The 17,461-nt window shown below is 66.9% G+C and carries 15 protein-coding genes and 2 tRNA genes; 3 read left to right on the top strand and 14 right to left on the bottom strand.

Annotated elements, in window-relative coordinates:
* The first annotated feature begins 115 nt into the window (after positions 1-115).
* Positions 116-1,813, top strand: coding sequence for a Stk1 family PASTA domain-containing Ser/Thr kinase (gene pknB, locus ACPEEZ_RS00085; RefSeq protein ID WP_423921090.1), 1,698 nt, complete (start codon positions 116-118; stop codon positions 1,811-1,813).
* On the opposite strand, the gene ACPEEZ_RS00080 is transcribed toward pknB, so the two are convergent.
* A complete protein-coding gene (locus tag ACPEEZ_RS00080) occupies positions 1,810-2,448 on the bottom strand; it encodes an anthranilate synthase component II (protein ID WP_423921087.1) in 639 nt (212 codons plus the stop codon). The two genes, pknB and ACPEEZ_RS00080, sit on opposite strands and share 4 nt — an antisense overlap.
* 160 nt (positions 2,449-2,608) lie before the next feature.
* Complete coding sequence (locus tag ACPEEZ_RS00075; RefSeq protein ID WP_423921084.1) at positions 2,609-3,346, bottom strand: class E sortase; 738 nt, start codon at positions 3,344-3,346, stop codon at positions 2,609-2,611.
* Between the two features lie 97 nt (positions 3,347-3,443).
* On the opposite strand from ACPEEZ_RS00075, the gene ACPEEZ_RS00070 reads away from it, so the two are divergent.
* Positions 3,444-3,695: a cell division protein CrgA gene (locus ACPEEZ_RS00070; RefSeq protein WP_423921081.1), complete on the top strand. Its 252-nt coding sequence runs from the start codon at positions 3,444-3,446 to the stop codon at positions 3,693-3,695.
* 135 nt (positions 3,696-3,830) lie between these two features.
* Here ACPEEZ_RS00070 and ACPEEZ_RS00065 read toward each other — a convergent pair whose 3' ends face one another.
* Together ACPEEZ_RS00065 and ACPEEZ_RS00060 are read right to left on the bottom strand one after the other, a co-directional pair.
* A complete protein-coding gene (locus ACPEEZ_RS00065) occupies positions 3,831-4,673 on the bottom strand; it encodes a rhomboid family intramembrane serine protease (protein ID WP_423921078.1) in 843 nt (280 codons plus the stop codon).
* On the bottom strand, positions 4,674-5,213 hold the full coding sequence (locus ACPEEZ_RS00060) for a peptidylprolyl isomerase (RefSeq protein WP_423921076.1): 540 nt from the start codon (positions 5,211-5,213) through the stop codon (positions 4,674-4,676).
* A 147-nt stretch (positions 5,214-5,360) separates the two neighbouring features.
* Here ACPEEZ_RS00060 and ACPEEZ_RS00055 point away from each other — a divergent pair, with 147 nt between their 5' ends.
* Positions 5,361-5,894 carry a hypothetical protein gene (locus ACPEEZ_RS00055; protein ID WP_423921073.1) on the top strand — a complete coding sequence of 178 codons (534 nt, stop codon included), beginning with the start codon at positions 5,361-5,363 and terminating at the stop codon, positions 5,892-5,894.
* 247 nt (positions 5,895-6,141) lie between these two features.
* Here the strand turns inward: ACPEEZ_RS00055 and ACPEEZ_RS00050 are convergent.
* From ACPEEZ_RS00050 to dnaA, 10 genes are all read right to left on the bottom strand, one after another.
* Positions 6,142-6,214 (bottom strand) — tRNA-Ala (locus tag ACPEEZ_RS00050).
* Between the two features lie 17 nt (positions 6,215-6,231).
* A tRNA-Ile gene (locus ACPEEZ_RS00045) sits at positions 6,232-6,305 on the bottom strand.
* Between the two features lie 49 nt (positions 6,306-6,354).
* Complete coding sequence (locus tag ACPEEZ_RS00040) at positions 6,355-6,765, bottom strand: DUF3566 domain-containing protein (RefSeq protein WP_423921071.1); 411 nt, start codon at positions 6,763-6,765, stop codon at positions 6,355-6,357.
* The gene (gene gyrA / locus ACPEEZ_RS00035; RefSeq protein ID WP_423921068.1) at positions 6,758-9,424 is read right to left on the bottom strand and encodes a DNA gyrase subunit A; all 2,667 of its coding nucleotides are present in this window, start codon (positions 9,422-9,424) and stop codon (positions 6,758-6,760) included. Before gyrA ends, ACPEEZ_RS00040 begins: the two co-directional genes overlap by 8 nt.
* A gap of 75 nt (positions 9,425-9,499) precedes the next feature.
* Complete coding sequence (gyrB, locus tag ACPEEZ_RS00030; RefSeq protein WP_423921065.1) at positions 9,500-11,473, bottom strand: DNA topoisomerase (ATP-hydrolyzing) subunit B; 1,974 nt, start codon at positions 11,471-11,473, stop codon at positions 9,500-9,502.
* A gap of 166 nt (positions 11,474-11,639) precedes the next feature.
* A complete protein-coding gene (locus ACPEEZ_RS00025; RefSeq protein WP_423921062.1) occupies positions 11,640-12,239 on the bottom strand; it encodes a DUF721 domain-containing protein in 600 nt (199 codons plus the stop codon).
* On the bottom strand, positions 12,232-13,422 hold the full coding sequence (gene recF, locus ACPEEZ_RS00020; protein WP_423921059.1) for a DNA replication/repair protein RecF: 1,191 nt from the start codon (positions 13,420-13,422) through the stop codon (positions 12,232-12,234). The genes ACPEEZ_RS00025 and recF overlap by 8 nt, the downstream gene beginning before the upstream one ends.
* 17 nt (positions 13,423-13,439) lie before the next feature.
* Positions 13,440-14,384, bottom strand: a complete 945-nt coding sequence (gene gnd, locus ACPEEZ_RS00015; protein WP_423924300.1) for a phosphogluconate dehydrogenase (NAD(+)-dependent, decarboxylating) — start codon at positions 14,382-14,384, stop codon at positions 13,440-13,442.
* Positions 14,381-15,529, bottom strand: coding sequence for a DNA polymerase III subunit beta (gene dnaN, locus ACPEEZ_RS00010; protein WP_423921055.1), 1,149 nt, complete (start codon positions 15,527-15,529; stop codon positions 14,381-14,383). Before dnaN ends, gnd begins: the two co-directional genes overlap by 4 nt.
* Positions 15,530-16,045: 516 nt before the next feature.
* Positions 16,046-17,461, bottom strand: coding sequence for a chromosomal replication initiator protein DnaA (gene dnaA / locus ACPEEZ_RS00005; RefSeq protein ID WP_423921053.1), 1,416 nt, complete (start codon positions 17,459-17,461; stop codon positions 16,046-16,048).

Here is a 17,461-nt window from a genome sequence, read left to right as displayed (position 1 = left end):
CATCCTCAGGGGGTAGGCCGACACCCGGACTGGGGTGGTGCGGCCAAGTACACTTGCCCTGTCCGTCTCCGACCCGGGAGCGGTGTCGTAGGGAGAATCTGGCGTGGCTGAAGGCGTGAGAGAGGGGATTCACCTCCTCGCCAACCGGTATCAGATCGGCGAACTCATCGGGCGCGGCGGCATGGCCGACGTCCACGTCGGCACGGATGCCCGCCTCGGTCGCAAGATCGCGATCAAGCTGATGAAGCCGGCCCTGGCCACCGACCCGGCGTTCCGGACGCGATTCCGCCAAGAGGCGCAGGCCGCGGCCCGCATGGCCCACCCCACGATCGTGCGCGTGTTCGACGCCGGCGAAGAGACCGCGCGCGACGCGCGAGGTCTCGACGTGCAGGTCCCGTTCATCGTCATGGAATACGTCGACGGGCGCCTCCTCAAGGACATCGTGCGCGAGGGTCCGCTCGACCCTGCCGAGGCCGTCCGGGTCACCGAGGGCATCCTCACCGCGCTCGAGTACAGCCACCGGGCCGGAGTCGTGCACCGCGACATCAAGCCGGGCAATGTCATGCTCACGCACACGGGCCAGGTCAAGGTGATGGACTTCGGCATCGCCCGCGCCATCTCCGACTCCTCCGCCACGGTGGCCCAGACGACGGCGATCCTCGGCACCGCGCAGTACTTCAGCCCCGAACAGGCTCGCGGTGAGACCGTCGACGCGCGCTCCGACCTGTACTCGACCGGCGTCCTGCTGTTCGAGCTTCTGACGGGTCGTCCGCCCTTCCGTGGCGACTCCCCGGTGGCCGTGGCGTACCAGCACGTCAGCGAGGCCCCCGTGCCTCCGAGCACCATCAACCCTGCCGTCTCGCCCGCGCTCGACGCCGTCGTCCTCCGCGCTCTCGCGAAAGACCGCTTCGAGCGTTTCCAGAGCGCCGCCGACTTCCGCACCGACCTCGAGGCCGCAGCCTCCGGTCGGGCACCGGTCCGCCGCCTCCCGGTCGCCGACTACAACTCGACGCTCTTCGGGGTCAACCCCAACACCGCCGCCGGCAGCGAGGCCGCCCTGCGCGAGCTCTCCTCCGATGACAACGATCGACCGCACCGCACCCAGACCCGGCCGCCGGTCGCATGGATCTGGGCCGGCATCGTGCTCGTCGGCATCGTCATCGCGGCCGTCGTGTTCTGGGTCGCCAATCTGCAGCCACCGGCGGTCGACAACGCCCAGGCGGCCAAGGTGCCCGACATCGTCGGCGCGTCCTACGAGAACGCCGCCGATTCCCTCGACCAACTCGGGCTGACGCCCATCCGAATCGACGTGGCCGACGAGAAGACACCGAAAGACCAGGTGATCTCGACCGACCCGACACCGGGTACGTCGATCCCCAAGACCCAGCCCGTCCGCGTCACCGTGTCCACGGGACCCCCGGTCATCAGCATGCCCTCGGTCGACGGCATCCCCGCTGAACAAGCCTGGGCGTCCATCGTCGCCGCGGGTCTCAGCCAGGGGCAGCAGAACACCGATTACTCACCCGATGTGCCCGCCGACGCGGTCATCTCGTCCGATCCCGCCGCCGGTGCCTCGCTGGCGAAGGGCGACTCGGTCAACCTCGTCGTCTCGAACGGCATGGTGAAGGTGCCCGACATGACCCGCCAGTCGTTCGCGGCGGCCAACTCGGTCCTGAGCGACCAGCTCGGGTTGACGGTGACGCCGAGCCCCGACACGGGGTGCTCCGGCGGCACGGTCTCGGGTCAGTCGGTGCCGCCTGGCGACGTCCCGCAGCACAGCACCATCGTGCTGAACATCTGCGCCGCGGGCTAAGCGAACCGCACGAGGGGGCTGAGCCCCTTCGCCGTGTCGGCGGCCGTCGACAGACCGGCCACGCCGAGCCAGTTGCCGATCATCAGGTACCCGCCCTCGGTGAGCACCGACTCGGGGTGGAACTGCACGCCGTACACGGGCGCACCGGTGTGGCGCAGGCCCATGATCACGCCGCCGTTCGTCCGTGACGTGACCTCGAGGTCGGACGGCACCGTCTCGTCGACCACCGCCAGCGAGTGGTATCGCGTCGCGGTGAAGGGCTGCGGGACACCGTCGTAGAACGCACTGTCGTCGTGGCTGACCTGCGAGGTCTTGCCGTGCATCAGTTCGTCGGCGTGCGTGACCGTCGCGCCGAGCGCCTCGGCGATGGCCTGATGCCCCAGGCAGACGCCGAGCAGCGGCTTGTCGAGGGCGATGGCGGCGTGCACGACGTCGATCGAGACACCCGCTGCGGCCGGGGTGCCCGGACCGGGAGACAGCAGCACCGCGTCGTAGTCGGCGATGCGGTCGGCGGCGTCGGCCGCCGCGAACGCGTCGTTGCGCACGACGTCGGTCTCGGCGCCCAGCTGCTGCAGGTAACCGTTGAGGGTGTAGACGAAGCTGTCGTAGTTGTCGACGACCAGAACTCGAGTCATTACTGCTCCACTGTCACATCGGGGCTGGGGATGATCTCGTTGACGAAGGGGAACACCCACTCCACCAGCGCGAACAAGACGACGGCGAGGAGGATCAGCACCAAGAAGAGCTTGACCCACCAAGGGCCTGGAAGACTACGCCACAACGCTCCGTACACGATCAGACTCCGATCCCGGCCGCGGCCAGCTCTGCCGGCACCTCGGCCGACCACGAGTCGAAGACGCCGTACGCGACGATGCGCTCTTGTGCGGTGAACATCGGGTTGCAGCTGGTCAACGTGATCAGCCTTTCTCCGGAGGCGGTCGAGACGTCGGGTGCGTCGGGCACCGGCTGCAGGACGCTCACCTGGGTGGCCTGGACGTACTGCAGATTGCGGAACGAGTACGTGTACCACCCCTCCGCCGTCTGCACGTAGAGCTTGTCGCCCTGCTGCAGATCGGCGATCTTGTTGAAGGGGGCGCCGTAGGTCGTGCGGTGTGCGGCGAGACCGAAGTTGCCGACCTCGCCCGGCATCTGCGTCGTGTCGTAGTGGCCGATGCCGATCTTGTTGAGCGTGCGGACCGTGCTCGTGCCACCCGCGATCGGAACGGCGTAGTCGGCACCGAAGCGGGGCACGTAGAAGTTGGCGAACGTCTGGGCATCGGCGGGCTTGGCGCCCACGGGCGGGTCGGCCGGCGACGCCGTCGAGTCGGGTGCGGGAGACGCGGACTGGGCGAACTGCTGGCTGAGTTGAGCGGCATCGTTCTTGTACTCGTTCGCCACGACCAGATCGTTGAACCACTGCTGCCACCCGATGAAGAGCAGGACGAGCGCGCCGGCTGTGATGAGGAGCTCGCCCAGGACACTCACGAAGGAGAGCCGGCGTCGCCTCCGAGGCCGCCGCAGTTCATCGGTCATGGGCACGAGTCTACGGTGCGGCCCCGAACGAGAGCCCTCGAGGGACGATCAGGGGTCTCACCAGGAGATATACCCGTGCCCCGCTACACTATGCCGCATGGCCAAAGACGTGAAGCGACCATCCAAGCCTGCCCGCAGCCCCGAGGCGGCTCGAACGAGCGAAGACGCACCGAATCCGGTGTGGTTCAAACCCGTCATGTTCGGGTTCATGCTCGTCGGCCTCGCCTGGATCATCGTCTTCTACGTGAGCCAGAGCCTGTTGCCCGTCCCCTCCCTCGGCTCGTGGAACATCCTCATCGGCTTCGGGATCATGTTCATCGGGTTCTTGATGACGACCCGGTGGCGTTGACACGAGTCGAACGCAGCTTCGAAGTTACACATGTGTAAGTATCCACACCTGTGTAAACAGCTGTGGATAACCAGGCCAGATTGCACAAGAAGGGCGACCCCGCGGGGTCGCCCTTCTTCGTGTGCCGAGTGCCGGTCAGGCCAGTCCGAGGATCTGAGCCGATCTGACCAGGGTGATTGCGATGAGCACGACCCCGATCGCGGCGATCGCGCCGATCTGGATCGGCTTCTTCGACCGGTGCCGTGTCTTCGTGAAGACCCAGGCGACGGCGGCCCCTGCGATGATGCCGCCGACGTGCGCCTGCCAGGCGACGCCGGGCAGGACGAAACCGATGGCGAGGTTGATGGCCACGAGCACGAGCAACTGCACGGCATTGCGACCGAGGCTGCGCGCGATGATGAAGAACGCCACCATCAGACCGAAGATCGCCCCCGATGCACCGACGACCGGGCTCTGCGGCGCGATCACCGCGACCGCGGCCGACCCTCCGATGCCGCCGACGAAGTACAGCGCTGCGAAACGAGCTCGACCGAGCTGACGCTCCATCTCGCCGCCGAAGATGAACAGCGCATACATGTTGAACGCGATGTGGAAGAACGACCCGTGCACGAACAGCGAGGTGACGATTCGCCACGGCTCGCTCAACGCGAACGGTGCGTAGAAGAGCAGCGCGTTCGTGACGGCGCCGCCGGTCACCTGCTGGAGGAGCCAGATCACCAGGCTCACGCCGATGATCGAGTAGGTCACGACCGGGACACCCCGCCGGGAGGCGCCACGAACGCGGGTCAGCAGGGCCGGCTTGGTGCGCGGCGCGCTGGCTCGGGCCTCACGGACGCACTCCGGGCAGTGGACGCCGACGGCAGCCGGCGTCTGGCACTGCGAACAGATCGTCCGACCACAGCGCTGACACAGGACGAAGCTCTGCCGGTCGGGGTGCCGGTAGCAGAAGTTCGCCGTGTCGACCGGCGGTTGGCTCACTCAGACCTCGTCGATGGTGACGCTCTCGATGACCACGTCATCGAGCGGCTTGTCGCGTCCGTCGGTCGAGACACCCTCGATCGCGTCCACGACCTTTTTCGACTCGTCGTCGGCGACGACACCGAAGATGGTGTGCTTGCCCTGCAGCCACGGCGTCGCGACGGTCGTGATGAAGAACTGCGAGCCGTTCGTGCCGCGGCCGCCCTGCGTGCCGGCGTTCGCCATGGCGAGGATGTAGGGCTCCTGGAAGGTGAGCTCGGGGTGGATCTCGTCGTCGAACTGGTAGCCGGGGCCACCGATGCCCTGACCGAGCGGGTCGCCGCCCTGGATCATGAAGTCCTTGATGATGCGGTGGAAGACGACACCGTCGTACAGCTTGTCGGTGCTGACCTTGCCGGTCGCAGGGTGGGTCCACTCGATGGTGCCGGTGGCGAGGCCGGTGAAGTTCGCGACCGTCTTGGGGGCGTGGTTGCCGAACAGGTTCACCTTGATGGGACCGTGGTTCGTGTTCAGCGTGGCGACAGCAGTGTGCGTAGACATGGGCGACATTCTTTCACAGGGGCCTGAACAGATCAGCGACCGCACAGTGACCGTGGTGTTACCTGCCAGCAAGCTGCGTGCAAGGATGGGCTTGCCAGTCGTTCTGGCACGTCCAGGCCCGCTGCCACACCGTTGGAGGAATCGCTCATGCCGCTGTCACGCAAGCAGAAGAAAGAGCTCAAGAAGTTCAAGAAGCACGCCTTCGACGTGTGGAGCGAGCAGAAGGTCGTCTTCGACCACGCCGGCAAGTTCGTCGGCGACGTGCGCGACAGCGCCGTCAAGGCCGCCAACAAGGAGGTCGTGCCCCGCGTCCAGAAGGCGGTCGACCAGAACGTGCGTCCCGCCGTCGCGACCGGCCTCGCCGCCGGCAGCCACTACGCCACCGTCGCTCAGGACCGTCTGAAGCACGACGTCTACCCGACCTTCTCGAAGCTGCTCGACAACGTCGACCTCGCGAACGACCCCCGCGTGCAGAAGGCCGTCAAGAAGGCCAAGAAGCAGGGCAAGAAGGTCGCCAAGAAGTACACGCCCGCCAAGAAGTCCGGCCCCGGTGTCGGCGGCGTTCTGCTGATCGGCGTCGGAGTCGTCGCCCTCGGCGCCCTCGTCTTCGCAGCCGTCCAGACCCTTCGTGCCGACGACGAGCTCTGGGTCGCCGACGACGACGCCGACACGAAGGCGTAGTCCTCGCACCTCGTCAGAAGGCCCGGCCCACGTCCACGTGAGCCGGGCCTTCTGCGTACCCCGCGCCTCCCGCGCTCGTCACGGTGTCCGCAGAACCCCGGCACTGGACGGCGACGAAGTAGCCGGTCCCCCGGCGGCGGCGAAGCCGCACGCCGCGCCGCAGGAGCGGCGGCGCGGCCAAACGAGCACAACGAAGAATGCCCCCGCGAAGTCGACGCAGTCGACAAGCAGGGGCAATGCATTCTCGTGGAGCCTAGGAGAATCGAACTCCTGACCTCCTGCTTGCAAAGCAGGCGCTCTACCAATTGAGCTAAGGCCCCGGGTCGTGCATGGGGAGTGGGGCTAACAGGACTTGAACCTGTGACCTCTTCGTTATCAGCGAAGCGCTCTAACCGCCTGAGCTATAGCCCCCGGACCGTCGTAAAGCTTACAGCACCACGACGGTTTGACCGAATCGACGTCAGTTGTTGGTGAAACCGACGAGCAGACCGCCCGTGACCTTGACGCTGAGGTTGTACAGCACCGCCACGATGGCCCCGAGCACGGTGCCCACGACGACGTTCAAGATCGCGACCACGATCGAGAACAGCATGATCTGGCTGAGCGAGAACGTGTCCTGGATCGAGAAGTTCGCGTCGCCCAGGATGTCCTGCAGCAGGCTGTCGAGGTCGTTGAAGATGCCCGTCTGGTTGAGGATCAGCCAGACGAAGAACGTGGCGACGACGGTCACGATGCCGAGGGCGACCGAGATCAGGAACGACAGCTTCACGACCGACCAGAAGTCGATGTAGACGAGCTTGAGTCGGACCTGCTTCGTTCCGGCGGGTCTCTTGGCCTTGCGCTGAAGCCGGTCGGCGACGCTGCTACTCATTGATCGGTTCCTCTCCGGCGGTCTCCTCCGCCGTGCCGGTCGTCGTCTCGAGATCGGCGTCACCGTTCTCGGTCACAGCGGGCGCCGAAGCGTCAGCGGTGGAGTCGGCGACATCGGCCTCTACAGCCTCGTCGGCTTGTGCCTCGAGGTTCCGTTCTGTGTTGCGGGCAATGGCGATGATGCGATCGTCGGCCGCGAATCGGGCGAAGACGACGCCCATGGTGTCACGCCCCTTGGCCGGGACCTCGGCCACGGCAGACCTTACCACCTTGCCTCCGGACAGCACGACGAGCACCTCGTCGTCCTCCCCGACGATGAGTGCGCCGGCCAGGTCGCCCCGCGCCTCCGCGAGTTTGGCGACCTTGATGCCGAGCCCACCGCGGTTCTGCACGCGGTACTGGTCGGCGGCGGTGCGCTTCGCGTAGCCACCCTCGGTGACGACGAAGACGAAGCCCTCCTCGCCGACGACGGAGGCCGACAGCAGGGTGTCGTTCTCGCGGAACGTCATGCCCTTCACACCCGAGGTCGAACGGCCCATGGGGCGCAGCGACTCGTTGGTGGCGGTGAAGCGGAGGGACATGCCGTGGCGGGAGACGAGCAGCAGGTCGTCGTGCTCGTCGACCAGCAGCGCGGAGACGAGCTCGTCGTCGTCGCGCAGGTTGATGGCGATGATGCCGCCGGTTCGGTTGGTGTCGTACTCGGTCAGCGCCGTCTTCTTGATCAGACCGTCGCGGGTGGCGAGCACCAGGTAGTCGGCGACCTCGTAGTCGCGGATGTCGAGCACCTGCGAGATCTGCTCGTCGGGCTGCATCGCCAGCAGGTTGGCGACGTGCTGACCCTTGGCGTCGCGGCCGGCCTCCTGCAGCTCGTAGGTCTTGGCCCGGTAGACGCGGCCCTTGTTCGTCAGGAACAGCAGCCAGTGGTGCGTCGTCGTGACGAAGAAGTGCTCGACCACGTCGTCGGCGCGGAGCTGGGCGCCGCGGACACCCTTGCCGCCGCGGTGCTGGCTGCGGTAGTTGTCGCTGCGCGTGCGCTTGACGTAGCCGCCCCGCGTGATGGTGACGACCATCTCCTCTTCGGGGATGAGGTCCTCGACGTTCATGTCGCCGTCGAAGCCGAACATGATCTCGGTGCGGCGGTCGTCGCCGTACTTGTCGGTGATCTCGGCCAGCTCGTCGCTGACGATCGAGCGCTGCCGCTCGGGCTTGGCCAGGATGTCCTTGAAGTCGAGGATCTTGCGCTCGAGCTCGTCGTGGTCGTCCTGGATCTTCTGGCGCTCGAGGGCGGCCAGGCGGCGAAGCTGCAGGTTGAGGATGGCGGAGGCCTGGATCTCGTCGACGCCCAGCAGGTCGATCAGACCCTCGCGCGCCTCCTCGACGGTCGGCGACCGGCGGATCAAGGCGATGACCTCGTCGAGCATGTCGAGGGCCTTGATGTAGCCACGCAGGATGTGCGCATCGGCTTCGGCCTTCTTGAGGCGGAACCGGGTGCGACGCACGATGACGTCGATCTGGTGGTCGACCCACGCCGAGATGAAGCCGTCGAGGGCCAGCGTGCGCGGGATCCCGTCGACGATCGCCAGCATGTTGGCGCCGAAGTTCTCTTGCAGCGACGTGTGCTTGTAGAGGTTGTTCAGCACGACCTTCGCCACGGCGTCGCGCTTGAGCACGATGACGAGGCGCTGACCGGTACGACCGGAGGTCTCGTCACGGATGTCGGCGATGCCGCCGACCCGCCCCTCCTTGACGAGGTCCGCGATCTTGATCGCGAGGTTGTCGGGGTTGACCTGGTACGGCAGCTCGGTCACGACGAGGCAGGTGCGGCCCTGGATCTCTTCGACGCTGACGACGGCGCGCATCGTGATCGACCCGCGACCCGTGCGGTAGGCGTCGTGGATGCCCTTGACGCCCAGGATCTGCGCGCCGGTCGGGAAGTCGGGGCCCTTGATGCGCTGCATGAGCGCCTCGAGCAGCTCTTCGCGGGAGGCCTCGGGGTTCTCGAGGTACCACTGGGCACCGGACGCCACCTCGCGCAGGTTGTGCGGCGGGATGTTCGTCGCCATGCCGACGGCGATGCCGACCGAGCCGTTGACGAGGAGGTTCGGGAACCGGCTCGGCAGGATGGCTGGCTCTTGTGTGCGACCGTCGTAGTTGTCCTGGAAGTCGACGGTGTCCTCGTCGATGTCGCGGACCATCTCGAGCGCGAGCGGCGCCATCTTCGTCTCGGTGTACCGCGGGGCTGCGGCGCCGTCGTTGCCGGGGCTGCCGAAGTTACCCTGGCCGAGGGCGAGGGGGTAGCGGAGGCTCCAGGGCTGGACCAGACGGACGAGCGCGTCGTAGATGGCCGAGTCACCGTGCGGGTGGAACTGCCCCATCACGTCGCCGACGACGCGCGAGCACTTCGAGAACGCGCGGTCGGGGCGGTAGCCGCCGTCGTACATGGCGTAGATGACACGACGGTGCACCGGCTTGAGACCGTCGCGCACCTCGGGCAGGGCTCGACCGACGATGACGCTCATCGCGTAGTCGAGGTACGAGCGCTGCATCTCGAGCTGCAGGTCGACCTGCTCGATGCTGTCGCGCTTCACCGCGGCGGCGAAGGTCTGAGCGCCATCGCCCTCGGGTGCGCCCTCGGTGCTGTCGTTCGGCTCGTCGGCCATGATTCTCCGTCTGTCGTGTCTGCCTCGATGTCGACCGCGAGGCGCGGCTGTGCTCCCGGTCGGCCGGGTGCAGCGCTAGATGTCGAGGAAGCGGACGTCTTTCGCGTTCTGCTGGATGAAGTTGCGTCGCGACTCGACGTTCTCGCCCATGAGCGTGTCGAAGATGGTGTCGGCCGCCACGGCGTCGTCGAGGGTCACCTGCAGCAGGGTGCGGGTCTCGGGGTCCATCGTGGTCTCCCAGAGCTCCTTGTAGTCCATCTCGCCGAGACCCTTGTAGCGCTGGATCGCGTTGTCCTTGGGGATGCGCTTGCCCTCGGCCTTGCCCGAGACGAGCAGGGCGTCGCGCTCGGCGTCGCTGTAGACGTACTCGTGGGGCGCGTTGCTCCACTTGATCTTGTAGAGCGGCGGCTGCGCGAGGTAGACGTAGCCGAGATCGATCAGCGGACGCATGTAGCGGAAGAGGAGTGTCAGCAGCAGCGTGGTGATGTGCTGGCCGTCGACGTCGGCATCGGCCATCAGCACGATCTTGTGGTACCGGGCCTTGTCCGGGTTGAAGTCCTCGCCGATGCCGGCACCGAACGCCGTGATCATGGCCTGGACCTCGTTGTTCGCCAGGGCACGGTCGAGGCGGGCCTTCTCGACGTTCAAGATCTTGCCGCGGAGCGGCAGGATCGCCTGCGTCTCGGGGTTGCGCCCCTGCACGGCCGAACCGCCGGCCGAGTCACCCTCGACCATGAAGATCTCGCTGACGGCCGGGTCCTTGCTCTGGCAGTCCTTCAGCTTGCCGGGCATGCCGCCCGACTCGAGCAGCCCCTTGCGCCGGGTCTGCTCGCGCGCCTTACGGGCCGCGAGGCGTGCCTGCGACGCCTGGATCGCCTTGCGGATCACGTCGCGCGCCTGCGTCGGGTTGCGGTCGAACCAGTCGTTGAGCTGGTCGCCGGCGACGCGCTGCACGAACGACTTCGCCTCGGTGTTGCCGAGCTTCGTCTTGGTCTGACCCTCGAACTGCGGCTCGCCGAGCTTGATCGAGATGACGGCGGTGAGACCCTCGCGGACGTCGTCGCCCGTGAGGTTGTCGTCCTTCTCCTTGAGGATGCTCTTCTCGCGCGCGTACCGGTTGACGAGCGTCGTCAGCGCGGCACGGAAACCCTCTTCGTGGGTGCCGCCCTCGTGGGTGTTGATCGTGTTCGCGTAGGTGTGGACGCTCTCCTGGTAAGAGGTGTTCCACTGCATCGCGACCTCGAGCGAGATCTTGCGCTCGGTGTCCTCCGACTCGAACGAGATGATGTCAGGGTGGACCGTCTCGACCTTCTTGGTCGCGTTGAGGTACTCGACGTAGTCGACGAGGCCCTGCTCGTAGTGGAAGACGTCATGACGCGCCGTCTCGTCTTCGGCCTGGACGCGCTCGTCGCTGAGCTCGATACGGAGGCCCTTGTTCAAGAAGGCCATCTGCTGGAACCGCGTGCGCAGCGTCTCGTAGTCGAACTCGACGGTCTCGAAGATCTCGGCGTTCGGCCAGAACGTGATGGTCGTGCCGGTCGTGTCGTCGTCCTCGCCCTGGGCGAGGGGAGCGACGGGGACACCGTCGGTGAAGCTCTGACGCCAGACCGAGCCCTGGCGGCGGACCTCGACGTCGAGCTCGCTGGACAGGGCGTTGACGACCGAGCTGCCCACGCCGTGCAGACCACCCGAGACGGCGTACCCGCCACCGCCGAACTTGCCGCCGGCGTGCAGCACGGTGAGGACGACCTCGACCGTGGAGCGCTTCTCGATCGGGTGGATGTCGACCGGGATGCCTCGGCCGTTGTCGACGACGCGCACGCCGCCGTCCTCGCGCATCGTGATCTCGATGTGGTCGCAGTACCCGGCCAGCGCCTCGTCGACCGAGTTGTCGACGATCTCGTAGACGAGGTGGTGCAGACCACGAGGGCCGGTCGAGCCGATGTACATGCCGGGACGCTTGCGGACCGCCTCGAGACCCTCGAGCACCTGGATCGCACTGGCGCCGTAGGAGTCGTCGGGCTGGGCGTCGGTGGGATTCGGTGACATGTGCGTGGGGGCTCCTGCCGGCTGAGTCAGAGTTCGACGCCCGGTCTCACGCCCACTCGTCGGGCGGTCTCGGACGACCTTCCGAGTCTACCGCAGGCGTGTCGCGCACGGGGCAAAATCGGCCCATAGACGGATTTTCACCGGCCGGATGGACGATTTACCCTCCTCAACCGTAGGTATCGCGAGGACCCCGCCCTGGAACCGATCTGGGGCCGCGTTTCCAGGTCGGGGCGTTGGGTGCCAGAAAACGCACCGAGGCGATCCCCGCGTCGGGGTACCGCGTGACGATCGTCGTCGTGACCTGTCCGCGCATCAGTCGCAGCTGCGTCGCCCAGGCCGTCGAATCGCATTGGACGGTCAGCGTGCCGTCGTCGATGCCCACCGGGTGGGAGTGCCCGGCCAGCTCGTCGCCGACCATTTCGGGCCAGGCCGTCATGAGGTCGGACTGCGCCAGCGTGCTGTTCCAGCCGAGCTCCGTGGTGACGCCCAGGAGGACGTCGGCGATGCCCTTCGGCTCGCGACCCAGGCCGAACGGCTGGCTCGGCGCCCCGAGCTTGATGGCCTTGCGGCGACGCGCGTCCCGGGAGCGATTGCTGGGATCGCCGAACACGCGGCGGAACCTGAGGTAGACGCGCTGCGCCTCGCTGTCCGGAGGCGCGGGGTCGTTCTCGACGTCGCCCGCGGTCGCCGGGTCTCCCGCGGTCTCGGCCCGCGCCTCCCCGGCTGCCGCGTCGGGGGTCTCGTCGCCTCGCCGCTCGTCACTCATCGGCGGTCGGCTCCGCCGGCAGCTCGTCGGCCTCGACGATCGTGCCCTTCGAGATGCGCACGGTGTGCGCGGCCAGGCGCTCGGGCACGTCGGCCTCGACCGCGGCCGTGATGAGGACCTGCTCGTAGTCGGCGACGGCGTCGGCGAGACGCTCCCGCCGCGACCGGTCGAGCTCGGCGAAGACGTCGTCGAGCACGATGACCGGGTCGCCGGTGATCGAGTCGGCCCGGATCACGGCGGCCGACGCCAGCTTGAGGGCGAGGGCGAACGACCACGACTCACCGTGGCTCGCATAGCCGCGCGCGGGCATGGCGTTGAGCGAGAGGAAGAGATCGTCGCGGTGCGGCCCGACGAGGGTGACGCCGCGCTCGAGCTCGGACGGCCGCACCCGGGCGAGGGCGGCACGGAAGACGTCGGCGACCTGGTCGGCCGGGATCGCCTCGGTCGGCGCCTCGGCCGCGGTCGTCTCGTCGTCGGGGGCCGCGCCCCGGATGCTCAGCACGGTCGAGACGCGCGCCGCGTGGTCCTCACCCGCGACGGAGGCATAGGCGCGCGCCACCTCGGGTGCGAGATCGGCGGCCAGCCGGTCGCGAGCCGCGACCAGCTCGCTGCCGAGCGTGACGAGGCGCTCGTCCCAGATGTCGAGGGTACCGAGCTGCCCGGACTTCACGCCGGAGGCGCGGGCCGACTTCAAGAGCGTGTTGCGCTGCTTGAGCACCCGCTCGTAGTCGGACAGCACGCCTGCGAAGCGAGGCGATCGGGCCACCAGCAGCTCGTCGAGAAACCGTCGGCGCCCGGACGGCTCACCGCGGACGAGCGCGAGGTCTTCGGGGGCGAACAGGACGCTGGAGAAGTAGCGCGGCAGCTCGCGCACCTTGATGGCGCCGCGGTTGACCTGCGCCCGATTGGCCGACGACCGGTTGATCTGGACTTCGGCCAGCAACTGCCGGTCGTCGTTCTCGAGCCGCGCCCGCACGATGGCGGAATCGGCCCCCTGGCGGATCAGCGCCGTGTCGCTCGAGACCCGGTGGGATCCGAGACTGGACAGATAGCCGAGGGACTCGACCAGATTGGTCTTGCCCTGGCCGTTACTGCCGACGAAGAGGTTCGGCCCGCGCGCGAATGCGACTTCGGCGGATGCGTAGTTCCGGAAGTCGGTGAGGCTGAGATGCAGTACTCGCACGCGGGCCGAGAAGCCGACTAGGCCTTCTTGACGGCGTGGCCGCCGAACTGGTTGCGGAGAGCGGCGACGGCCTTCATGGTCGGCGAGCCCTCACCCTGACGCGACACGAAGCGCGCGAAGATCGACGCGCTCAGCGCCGGCATCGGGACGGCGTGGGCGATGCCCTCTTCGAGCGTCCAGCGGCCCTCGCCGCTGTCTTCCACGTAGCCGGACAGCGCCTCCAGCTTGGGGTCGGCCTCGAGGGCCAGCACCATGAGCTCGAGCAGCCAGGAACGGACGACCGTGCCACGCTGCCATGCCTTGAACACGGCGGGCACGTCCTCGATGAGACCCTTGGCCTCGAGGAGCTCGTAACCCTCGCCGTACGCCTGCATGATCGCGTACTCGATGCCGTTGTGCACCATCTTGGCGTAGTGGCCGGCGCCGACGGCACCCGCGTGGCTGAAGCCCTCTTCGCGAGGTCCCTCGGGGCGCAGCGCGTCGAAGACGGGCATGGCGCGCTCGACGTCGGCGGCGTCGCCACCGACCATCAGGCCGTAGCCGTTCTCGAGGCCCCAGACACCGCCCGAGACGCCGGCGTCCATGTAGCGGATGCCCTTGCTGTCGAGGAGGGTCGCGTGGACCTCGTCGTCGAGCCACTTCGAGTTGCCGCCGTCGATGACCAGGTCACCGGGCTCGAGCACCTCGGAGAGGTCTTTGATGACGGCGTCGGTGATCTGGCCGTGCGGCACCATGACCCAGACGAGACGAGGCGAGGGCAGGGCCGCGGCCAGGGCGCCGAGATTGGCGACGTCCGAGACGTCGGGGTTGGCGTCGTAGCCCGTGACGTCGATGCCCGCGTTGCGCAGACGAGCGCGCATGTTGTTGCCCATTTTGCCGAGACCGACGAGGCCGATGTGCATGAGGTTCCTTTGTTCTGGGGAGGCGCGATGATGGTGCGCCCCGGTCGTTTCGCGCGTCAGCGCAGGAGGAGGTTGGGCTGCAGCAGGTACTTGTAGCTGTCAGCCCCCGCCTGGTCCTGCGACGACTGACTGGTGATCAGCACGGGACCAGGCTTGTTGGGATTCTCCGTCTTCGTGAAGGAGATGCGGACGAACTCGGAATGAACGGCACCGAGACCGTCGAGGAGGAACTGCGGCTTCAACGAGACAACCGTGTCCTCTCCCGTCAACAACGCATCGATCGACTCTGACGCCTGCGCTTGCTCACTGCCGATGGCCTCGAGGGTGAGGCCGTCGATCGTGAACGTGAAACGAAGTGCCGCCTCGCGCTCGAGCACGAGCGAGACGCGACGGACCGATTCGACGAGCTCGGCCGTGTTGATCACGGCGTAGTTCTCGACGGTTTCGGGGAACAACCGCTTGACCGGCGGGAAGTTGCCCTTGATGAGCAACGACGTGACGGTCTTGTTGTCGGCCTGGAACGCGATGAGCTCGCGCTCGTCGCTGCCGGTGATGGCGACGGACACCGTGCTGGCGTTGCCGAAGGTCTTGCCGACCTCCTGCAGGGTGCGGGCCGGCACGAGGGCACTCGTCGTCTCGGTGCTCGCGACGGTGCCGGGATCGAAGTCGATGCCTCGGACGGCCACGCGGTAGCGATCTGTGGCGACGAGGGAGAGGGCGTTCTCGGTGACCTCGAGCTGCACACCGGTGATGACCGGGGTGACGTCGTCGCGGGAGGCGGCGACGGCCACCTGCGAGATGGCCAAGGCGAAGGCGTCACCGGGGACCAGGCCCGAGCGCTCACCGACGGTGGGCAGGGTCGGGTACTCCTCGACGGGCATGCTCAGCAACGAGAAGTTCGCGGATCCGCAGCTGACGGCGATGCGGTTCTCTTCGGTCGAGAACGTGACGGGTGCGTTCGGCAGTCGGCTCGCGATGTCGGCGAGCAGTCGGCCGGAGACGAGGATGGTGCCCGGCTCGTCGACCTCGGCGGGGATGTCGGTCTGAGCCGACACCTCGTAGTCGAACGACGACAGCGTCAGCCCGTCGGAGTGCGCGTCGATCAGCACACCGCTCAGGATCGGCAGCGTGGTGCGCTGTGGCAGCAGCTTGACGGCGAACGACACGGCATCACTGAAGACGTCACGGTTGACCTGGAACTTCACGTAAGACCCCTATCGACTTCGCGCTCGTGATGGCCGGTTAATACTGGCACAGCAAATCTCGGGCTGATCCCGAGGTGGAGCGCAGAGGCCGTGGCCTTCGATCCATCCACAAGGTTGTCTCTTCTCCAATTTCTTGTAATCCAGGATTAACAGTCTTAACCGTTGTGCACAGTGTGGATAACCTGTTAAAAACCGCCTGGCGACAGGGAACTACACCCGTGTGACTTGTGGGATACATGGGGATCCACGCAGGCCCTCGTCGAACGACACGATCTCGACCCAGGGGCTCCGCTCACAGGCCCTCGGGATCCGTGAACAGGTCGACCCCACGTTATCCACGAGTTTCCACAAGTTATCCACACTGTGGGGAACGTCCTCTCTCCGGGGGACCGTCGCACGGGTGCCACGAGGCGCCGGAGCGCACGAAAGGGCTCCGACCGGTGGTCGAAGCCCTGGGGAGTGGCGGACGCAGGAGGCGCGGTGTCGGCGACCCGTGCCTCCTCCTGTCTCGCAGACCTACTTGTAGCGGGTGTCCTGCTTGATGCGGCTGGTGAGTTCGGTGACCTGGTTGTAGATCGAGCGGCGCTCCTTCATGAGCTCGCTGATCTTCTTGTTCGCGTACATGACCGTCGTGTGGTCGCGGTTGCCGAACAGCTGCCCGATCTTGGGCAGGGACAGGCTGGTGAGCTCGCGGCAGAGGTACATGGCGATCTGTCGAGCGGTCGCGATCGCCTGCGAGCGGGACGAGCCGTAGAGGTCGTCGACCGTGAGCTTGAAGTAGTCCGCGGTGTGATTGATGATGTCGACCGGCGCGATGATGTTGTCCTCGTCGAGCGTGATGAGGTCCTTCAGCACCGTCTGGACGAGCTGCAGGTCGACCGCCGTGCGGTTCAGGCTGGCGAAGGCCGTGACCCTGATCAGGGTGCCCTCGAGCTCGCGGATGTTGCTCGAGACCTTCGTCGCCATGAATTCGAGGATCTCGTCGCGGATCTGCAGCTTCTCGCTCTGCGCCTTCTTGCGGAGGATCGCGATGCGGGTCTCGAGGTCGGGCGCCTGCACGTCGGTGATCAGACCCCACTCGAAGCGCGAGCGCATGCGGTCCTCGAAGCCGGTCAGGTGCTTCGGCGGCAGGTCGCTGGTGATCACGAGCTGCTTGTCGTGGTCGTGCAGCGTGTTGAAGGTGTGGAAGAACGCCTCTTGCGTGCTGTCCTTGCCCTGCAGGAACTGGATGTCGTCGATCAGCAGGATGTCGATCTCGCGGTACCGCTGCTGGAAGAGACTGGCCCGGTTGTTCGCGATCGAGTTGATGAAGTCGTTCGTGAACTCCTCGCTGCTCACGTAGCGGACCCGGATCCCCGGGTACATGCTCTCGGCGTAGTGGCCGATGGCGTGGAGGAGGTGCGTCTTGCCGAGCCCGGACTCGCCGTAGATGAAGAGGGGGTTGTACGCCTTGGCCGGCGCCTCGGCGACCGCGACGGCGGCCGCGTGGGCGAAGCGGTTGGAGGCGCCGATGACGAAGTTGTCGAAGCTGTACTTCGGGTTGAGGCGGGAGTCGTTGCGCTTGCCGGTGGAGGGCGACTCGACCGGGGCCGGCACGAACGGGGCCTCGATGTAGTGCGCGGGTTCGGACGTCTCCGACTGCTCGGTGAGCGTGTCGGGCGTGATGTCGGGGTTCACCGTGATGGCGAAGCTCGAGACGGTCGCGTCGCCCAGGGCGGCGATCGACTCGAGGAGGGGGGTACGGATCCGCTGTTCGAGCATGCCCCGGGTGAGGTCGTTCGGCACCTCGAGGTAGAGCGTGCCGGCGAGGACGCCCTTCGGCTCGACCAGCGAGATGAAGCCGTGCAGCTGCGGCGTGATGCGGTCGTCGGTGGTCAGGCTGGCGAGCACGGAGCGCCACAAGCCCTGAACCGGATCGACGGTGTTCGCCAC

Origin of the sequence: Frigoribacterium sp. 2-23 (assembly GCF_049601585.1) — a bacterium.
Classification (GTDB): Bacteria; Actinomycetota; Actinomycetes; order Actinomycetales; family Microbacteriaceae; genus Frigoribacterium.
This window is presented reverse-complemented; position numbering and strand designations above follow the sequence as displayed.